8 protein-coding genes, 2 tRNA genes and 1 rRNA gene are annotated in these 7,535 nt (G+C 33.5%); 5 read left to right on the top strand and 6 right to left on the bottom strand.

What is annotated here, in order from left to right:
• Positions 1-117 (bottom strand): 5S ribosomal RNA (gene rrf, locus Q0941_RS09165); the annotation flags it as partial.
• Positions 118-208: 91 nt separating this feature from the next.
• Here rrf and Q0941_RS09160 point away from each other — a divergent pair.
• Both Q0941_RS09160 and Q0941_RS09155 read left to right on the top strand, forming a co-directional pair.
• On the top strand, positions 209-1,996 hold the full coding sequence (locus Q0941_RS09160) for a ribosome biogenesis/translation initiation ATPase RLI (protein ID WP_299293295.1): 1,788 nt from the start codon (positions 209-211) through the stop codon (positions 1,994-1,996).
• Between the two features lie 5 nt (positions 1,997-2,001).
• On the top strand, positions 2,002-2,829 hold the full coding sequence (locus tag Q0941_RS09155; protein ID WP_299293298.1) for a class I SAM-dependent methyltransferase family protein: 828 nt from the start codon (positions 2,002-2,004) through the stop codon (positions 2,827-2,829).
• Here Q0941_RS09155 and Q0941_RS09150 read toward each other — a convergent pair whose 3' ends face one another.
• The gene (locus Q0941_RS09150; RefSeq protein WP_299293292.1) at positions 2,830-3,048 is read right to left on the bottom strand and encodes a transcriptional regulator; all 219 of its coding nucleotides are present in this window, start codon (positions 3,046-3,048) and stop codon (positions 2,830-2,832) included.
• Between the two features lie 33 nt (positions 3,049-3,081).
• On the bottom strand, positions 3,082-3,582 hold the full coding sequence (gene rimI, locus Q0941_RS09145) for a ribosomal protein S18-alanine N-acetyltransferase (protein WP_299293289.1): 501 nt from the start codon (positions 3,580-3,582) through the stop codon (positions 3,082-3,084).
• 74 nt (positions 3,583-3,656) lie between these two features.
• On the opposite strand from rimI, the gene Q0941_RS09140 reads away from it, so the two are divergent.
• Positions 3,657-4,763, top strand: a complete 1,107-nt coding sequence (locus tag Q0941_RS09140) for a site-2 protease family protein (protein ID WP_299293287.1) — start codon at positions 3,657-3,659, stop codon at positions 4,761-4,763.
• Here Q0941_RS09140 and Q0941_RS09135 read toward each other — a convergent pair.
• Complete coding sequence (locus tag Q0941_RS09135) at positions 4,755-5,837, bottom strand: transcriptional regulator (protein ID WP_299293285.1); 1,083 nt, start codon at positions 5,835-5,837, stop codon at positions 4,755-4,757. The genes Q0941_RS09140 and Q0941_RS09135 overlap by 9 nt on opposite strands.
• Before the next feature lie 50 nt (positions 5,838-5,887).
• On the opposite strand from Q0941_RS09135, the gene pyrE reads away from it, so the two are divergent.
• Positions 5,888-6,493, top strand: a complete 606-nt coding sequence (pyrE, locus tag Q0941_RS09130) for an orotate phosphoribosyltransferase (protein WP_299293281.1) — start codon at positions 5,888-5,890, stop codon at positions 6,491-6,493.
• A gap of 109 nt (positions 6,494-6,602) precedes the next feature.
• On the opposite strand, the gene Q0941_RS09125 is transcribed toward pyrE, so the two are convergent.
• Both Q0941_RS09125 and Q0941_RS09120 read right to left on the bottom strand, forming a co-directional pair.
• Positions 6,603-6,676: transfer RNA gene (locus tag Q0941_RS09125), tRNA-Ile, on the bottom strand.
• Positions 6,677-6,717: 41 nt separating this feature from the next.
• Positions 6,718-7,350: a TenA family transcriptional regulator gene (locus tag Q0941_RS09120; protein ID WP_299293278.1), complete on the bottom strand. Its 633-nt coding sequence runs from the start codon at positions 7,348-7,350 to the stop codon at positions 6,718-6,720.
• 80 nt (positions 7,351-7,430) lie between these two features.
• On the opposite strand from Q0941_RS09120, the gene Q0941_RS09115 reads away from it, so the two are divergent.
• A tRNA-Glu gene (locus Q0941_RS09115) sits at positions 7,431-7,524 on the top strand.
• Positions 7,525-7,535 lie beyond the last annotated feature (11 nt).

The raw sequence follows: 7,535 nt of genomic DNA, 5'->3' as shown, positions 1-7,535 counted from the left end.
TGCCAGCACTGTTGCTTCCCAAGGGCTCTCGCATCTTAGTAGCACAACAGCGACGTCAGGTTTGACTTCCAAGTTCGGAAAGGGATTGGGTCGCACCCTAACGCTATGGCCGGCTTGAAAAATAAGGTCAAAATCTCAATTATTAACGTAACGAAAGGACAAAAGTCTCCAAAATAGGTATAAAACAAAGAGATTACCGCTCTAGCACATGACACATAGGGTCGGAGTTTTAGATCATGAGTTATGTCAGCCTAAAAAATGCGGTTTGGAGTGTATAAAATACTGTCCAGTAAACAAATCAGGGGCAGATTGTATTGTACTTAACGAAGAGACCAAAAAGGCTCAGATTGATGAAGATATCTGTAACGGATGTGGAATATGCGTTAAAGTATGTCCTTTTGATGCCATAACAATTGTAAATTTGGCAAGTGAATTAGCAACTGACAAAATTCATCAATACGGTCCAAATTCATTTAGACTATACAAGCTCCCAACTCCAAAGAAAGGAGAAGTTGTAGGACTTCTCGGAAGAAATGGAATGGGTAAAAGTACTGTAGTAAATATTTTATCTGGAAATCTAAAACCAAATCTTGGAAGATATGAAAATCCTCCTGAATGGGATGAGATTCTAAAATATTACAGTGGAACAGAACTAAAACAACATTTTGAAAAAATTAAACAAAATCAAATTCGTGCTTCAATAAAACCTCAACAAGTTCACCATATTGCACAGGCATTTGATGGAACTGGAAAAGAATTAATTGAAAAATATGATGAGAGGGGAGTTGCAAATGAATTAATCAATGAATTAGGATTAAAAAATTCTGTTGAGCAAAGTCTCAAAGAATTGAGTGGTGGTGAATTACAAAGAATTGCTGTTGCAGCTGCAGCTTCTAAAGATACAGAATTTTACTTTTTTGATGAACCATCATCATACAATGATGTATTTCAAAGAACAGGAGTTGCAAGAGTAATTCAAAGTCTTGCAAAACTTGGAAAAAGTGTAATGGTAGTAGAACATGATTTAACATTACTTGATTTTCTTAGTGACTACATTGAAGTGTTATATGGAGAACCATCAGCATATGGAATTGTTTCAAATGTTCTTTCAACCAAAGTTGGCATCAATGTTTTTCTTGATGGATACTTACCAAATGAAAATGTAAGATTTAGAGACAAAGCATTTTCCTTTGATGTCTCATCCACTGCTGCTGAGGAATTTCAAGAAGGCAGTGACATTGTTAATTATCCAAAATTAACTAAAGATTATTCTTCATTTTCAGTTGAAATTGAGCCTGGACAAGTAAGAAAAGGTGAAGTTCTAGGCATAATGGGGGCAAATGCTCTTGGAAAAACAACTATGATGAAAATGATTGCAGGTGTTGAAAAACCAGATTCAGGTGATGTAGATAAGAAAATTAAGATTGCATACAAACCACAATACCTTCAAAACGAAATTGATGTAGAAGTTGTTGCATTATTAGACAAAGCAAATGGAAGTCCAGTAGAAGGAAGTCTTGAAGAAGAACAGATTCTGGATCCATTAAAAATTAAAAAACTCTATACAAAATCTGTAAAAAATCTCTCTGGTGGAGAACTTCAGAAAGTGGCAGTTGCGTCTTGTCTTTTACAAAAAGTAGATCTTTATGCATTAGATGAACCATCTGCATTCTTAGATGTTGAAGATAGAATTGCTGTAGCAAAATTCTTACAGAAATTTGTGCGTTCTTTTGGAAAATCAGCTATTGTAATTGATCATGACTTACAATTAATGGACTTGATTTCAGATTCAATGGTAATTTTTGAAGGTGAATCAGGTAAAGCAGGTAAGGCAACATCACCAATGCCAAAGGCAGATGCAATGAATAGATTTCTAAAATCACTTGATATGTCATTTAGAAGAGATGAAAAAAGTTTACGTCCACGTGTAAACAAACTAGAAAGTAGATTAGACAAAGATCAAAAATCTTCTGGAAACTTCTATTACAAAAAATGACACGAATGCTAAAAAAATCATTAGAAAATGTGCTTTCTCCTAAAGAAAGTGAAGAATTGATATCGGCATTTGATCAAATTGGAGATATCATAATTGTTAGAATTCCAGATTCATTATTAGCAAAGAAAAAAATCATTGGTGAGACTCTTCTAGAAGAAGTTAAAATTGCCCGTAGTGTTTTTTATCAGGCATCTGCAGTTGAAGGTGATTTCAGGACTAGAAATTTAGAGATTCTAGCTGGAGAAGACAATACAGAAACAGAATACAAGGAATTTGGATGTAAATTTACAGTTGATGTGGAAAATGCATTTTTTTCACCTAGATTATCAACTGAACGAGAAAGAATTGCAAATCTCACTCAAGAAGGGGAGGTAGTAACTAACATGTTTGCAGGAGTTGGTATGTTTTCAATTATGGCTGCAAAAAAGAAAAAATGTACAGTATATAGTTTGGATATCAATCCAGTAGCATCAAAATTGTGTGAAAAAAATATCAAGCAAAACAAGCTGAAAGGAAATGTCATTTCAATAAATGGTGATGCATCTCAAATTATTGAAGAGCAATTACTCGATAAATCAGATAGAACTTTGATGTTGTTACCAGAAAGATCTGATGAATTTTTAGAATCAGCTATAAACACTACAAAAAATGGAGGAATAATCCATTATTATTCACATATTCATGCTGATAAAAAGATAGACGCAGGGAAACTTTCAGAAGAACATTATTTGCAAGTAACACCAGTTCAATCAGAAATTCTTGATTCAAAAATTGTTAGAGCTGTTGGACCAAGATACTATCAAACAGTAGTAGATGTTAAAATTTCAAAATAATTAATCATCAGATGTAATTGATGCAGGTGATGGTTTTGTAGTTGCCATTACATATCCAATCCATGCAATTACTCCCAAAATTCCTCCAGCAATCATTAAAACAGATAATTGTAAAACAATAGGACTCCATTCAGAAAGCATTAACAAATATGCATAAAGGAAAAAACCTCCAATACACAAAACAAAAATGGTAATTCCCATTCCTTTGCGTTTGTCCATGGCGGAGAACTTTTTGCGAGTTATTTATTGGTTTTAACTCTCCAACTCTATTGCCATCAGATATGCATCTTCGCCATCACGATAATAGGCATTAAGTTGTTGTCTAATGACAAAGCCTAATTTTTCATATAATCTAACTGCTTCAGTATTACTACAGCGTACTTCGAGATAAAATTCGTCACATTTTCGTGATTTTACACCTTTTACAGATTCTTCAACTAGTGCTTTTCCTATTCCTTTTTTCCTATGTTCATCTAAAACTGCCACTGATACAACATGACCTTTTTTTACAAAACCTAATTTCTTGAAATTTGAAAACCCATATTCAGTTTTGCACATAATGTATCCAACATGTTTGCCACCAATTTCAGCAACAATGAATGCTTCGGGGAGTTCTGCAAGAAGGCTTTCATAGAAATAGTCAGAATAATGTTCTGGCAGAGTTTTCAAATTTATTTCCATAACAGGAATAAGATCGCTTCCTTCAGCTCTTCGAATATTACAATCACCCAATTGTCGAAGAATTACTTGCATACCTAATATTGTGAGTATCAATATTTAATTTTAAACCAAAAGACCATTTAATGGATAAAAATAGTCCATATCAGATGGATGAACCCTCTCAGGATGAAGTTATTTCCCTTGTAAATTCAATTTTTGAAGTAACAGATTTTACAAAATCAGAATTTTCTTTAGAATTTAAAATTGGAGATATTGAATTCAAATCAAAATTTGAAGATTTAGCTAGAAGATTAGAGGGAATTAGTTATGTGTGCAAACTAGAGCAGGACAACAATGAAAGATTCATCATCATTCAAAAATTTACAATCAAAAAGCATAGAAAATGGTTGAATACATCTTGGACACCAAGAATTCTTTTTGCAATAGTTATTGGATTTGTAATGATTGATGGATACTATAGAACTTCAGGTACTAATTCAATTATAGAAATTGGGGATCCATTAGAGATGGCTGCAATCTACACTTTATCATTACTTGGAATACTAGGAACTCATGAATTGGGCCACATTATTGCAGCAAAGGCACATAGGTTGAAAACAACTTGGCCATATTTTATTCCAGGCTTGCCTGTTATAGGAATTCCAACATTTGGTGCATTTATTCAATCAAGAGGCTTAACAATCAATCGTGAAATTTTATTTGATGTTGCAATTGCAGGACCAATTGCAGGATTAGTTATTGCTGTAATTGTTTCTGTTTATGGTGCATATACAGCCCCAGTTTTAGATGAAGAATTTGCAGCTGGACTGTTTGAAGAGTCAAGACTAGTAGAATGGGAACAAGGAGAACCAATACTACTTTCTGCAAGTTTAGCATTGTTTGGTAAAGGAAGTGGTGGACATGAAGTAATTATGACACCAGTCCTATTTGCAGCGTGGATAGGGTTTTTGATTACTTTTCTTAATTTACTTCCTGCTTGGCAATTGGATGGTGGACACATGGCAAGAACATTGCTTGGTCCAAAATTACATAGATATGCAACATTTGGAAGTATGGCAGTTCTTGTTTTACTAAACTATTGGTTAATGGCTATTTTGATTCTTGTAATGAGTCAAAAAAATCCTAGTGCAACTCCATTAGATGATGTTTCGCCACTATCAACGAAAAGAAAAATAGCTTATCTTGGAATCATTGGATTGGCATTTTTGTGTGCACCGCTTCCATCAAGTTTTCTTCCAAGCTTTTTACCTTAGTAAAAGTCGTGCACCATCAGAAACAACTGCAACTTTTTGTCTCATACCTTGAGTTTTCAAAATATAATCCATAGAATATTTTATTCCAGGTAAAGAAATCATGTTTAATTTTTTTGCATAAAATTCAGGTAAAATTGAAACTAATCCAATTTGAAAATTCTTTTGAATTTCAGACAAGTACAATAAATCTTCCATTCCGTTAATGTATTTTGAAGGATTTTTGAGTTGATCTAAGGTCAATCGGTCTTCAATGAAATGTTGGATGGCATCTGAGCCCAATCCAGCCTTACATTCTGCAATTAGAATTGCTAGACCATCTTTTTTGATGGCATTAGAGCAATTCCAAAGTGAGGAAAATGATTTTCCAAGTGTATCGTTACTTGCATCCTTTCCAGTACTAATTATCATGGTTTTATGCTGACCAACATCTTTGATGGAATTATTTTCTAAAATTTTAGTAGCAGAAATTGTTTCTGAGGGATGACCTAAAGAGAAATCAACAATTCCTTGAGAGTTTGTAACTATTTCAATTCCTTGAATTTCAAAATTATTTGAGAATTTTTTAGCTTCCTCTAAGCTTTCAGGATATTGACCAGGAGTAGGAAGATTTCCTTGACGCTTAGCATATGCACCCAGCATTGAGTCTTCACCAAATTTTTTAATCAATCTAGTAGCAATAGTTTCATATCCAAATAGACCATCAAACTCCATTTCAGCCATAAAAACCAAATTTGAATTTGAAATTTCTGAATTATCAAATTCATTGATGGAGCTTCCTTCAGGCAAACCTGCCTTTACTTGATTAATGATTTTTTTCTCTGCTAGAATTTTTGGAAATGGTTGTGATTTTTGTTCACATATCATAAACAATGAAGAAATGATTTTTTGAATTGAGCGAGAGTTATGTAACACTACAAGTTCCATTGGTTTTGATAAATCAATTTGATTGAGTTTTTCATTGATCGCTGAATCATCAAGTGTTTTTCCTTCAGAATCAATTTTTTGTTCTAAATTTTCAGCCTTTATATCCAAAACTACGTCTGTAATACCATAATTTAACCAAATTTCAGGCATAATTCATACATAATACAAACCAAAATAAATCCAGTGTAGTGAATTTTGATATGGAATTTGTAAAAGAATTTGCAACCTTTTTACACAAAAATGGGATCATCAAGTTTGGAGATTTTACTTTAGCTAGTGGAAAAAAAAGTTCATACTATGTAGATTTAAGATTAGTTCCAAGTTATCCAATCGAATTTAGAAAAATGGTAAAGTATCTAGAACAAAGAATTTCTGAAGATGTGGGATTAGATAACTTTGACTCCATAGTTTCAGTTCCTACAGGAGGTTTAGTTATTGCTTCAGCATTGGCAATTGAAACAGTAAAACCACTGATTTATGTCAGAAGTAAACCCAAAGATTACGGAACATCAAAATCAGTTGAAGGAAAAATCCATGAGGGAATGAAAGTTGTTATGATTGATGATGTAGCAACTACTGGCGGTTCAGTTGTTAATGCACTAAAGTCGCTGAGCGAAGTCAATATCAAAGTTAATGATGCATATGTAATTGTAAACAGAATGGAAGGGGCAGATAAAGCAATGGAAGAATTAGGTGTAAAAATGCATTCGGTTATTGATATTCTGCAGATTACTGAAGCATTAGTAGAACAGAAATTAATTGATGAAACCATTCTAGATAAAATTAAAACACAGATTGGCCAATAATTTTGGCGGCTCAGACAAATGCCTTCCCATCATCATTCAGATATAACTCTGATTCTTCATTGCAGCCAGTAAATTTTTGATTTGCTTATTTTAAAACTAATGGGAATAATGGGCCCAAAGGGCTTCGATCCCTTGGCTCACCGGTTATGAGCCGGTTACTCTACCAAGCTGAGTTATGGGCCCCAAGCACATGAATTTGTTCTTGGGTATAAAATGTTATGAGATTAACAGTATTCATCATAACAACTGTCAAGTAACAGATTTTGAGCAGAAATTGATTTGTCTGCAATCTCAATCAAGTTGTTTGAATCAGTTGTAGCTTTTTCTAGAATATTTTTCCATGATGCTGCATGTCTAATGTCAGCTTCTGTATGTAGTTTGAAATATTCTGTTGATTCTTCATTTGTCATTCCATAAAATTCTGCTAATCCGTCAAGTTTAGTTTGACTGATCTTTGGAATCTCTTTTTCAAAGGCATACATTGCACAAGCCCCACCTTCAAAAGTTTGCATCAGTTCATTAAGATTTGATACTGCTTTCTGAGTTTTTGTTAATCCAGAATATGGAATCAATTCTTCTTCTGAAATTCCTAATTGATTTGCAAATGAAATCCATGGTTTGATATGATCAGATTCCTCTTGTTGATTTTCTACTAATTCACTAACAACAGAATCTGGAGCCTTTTCAATAATAGGAGTCATGAAAGATGGAACTGCTTTTACTAATTGAAAATATTCTTTTGAATAGCCAGCCAATGACTCTTTAGTTAATTTTCCATCAGACCACATCTGATAGAATGGATGCTTAAGTAAACTTCTTTCTTCAATCATTTCATCTATTTTTTTTATTAAATTCATGTCACAACTGACATTTCGCCAATAAAAAAATCTTTGTGGTTTACAAAAGATTTTATGGTCAAAATACGGAATTTTGTTGGGTTCCAGTGGTGTAGACCGGTCAAGCATACTGCCCTTTCAAGGCAGTGATCCCGGGTTCAAAATCAATCGATGAAAATCCCGGCTGGAGCACCAAGATTTAATTA

Origin of the sequence: Candidatus Nitrosopumilus sp. (assembly GCF_028278985.1) — an archaeon.
Taxonomy (GTDB): domain Archaea; phylum Thermoproteota; class Nitrososphaeria; order Nitrososphaerales; family Nitrosopumilaceae; genus Nitrosopumilus.
The sequence above is the reverse complement of the archived record's forward strand: the minus strand, read 5'-3'. Positions and strand labels throughout refer to the sequence as shown.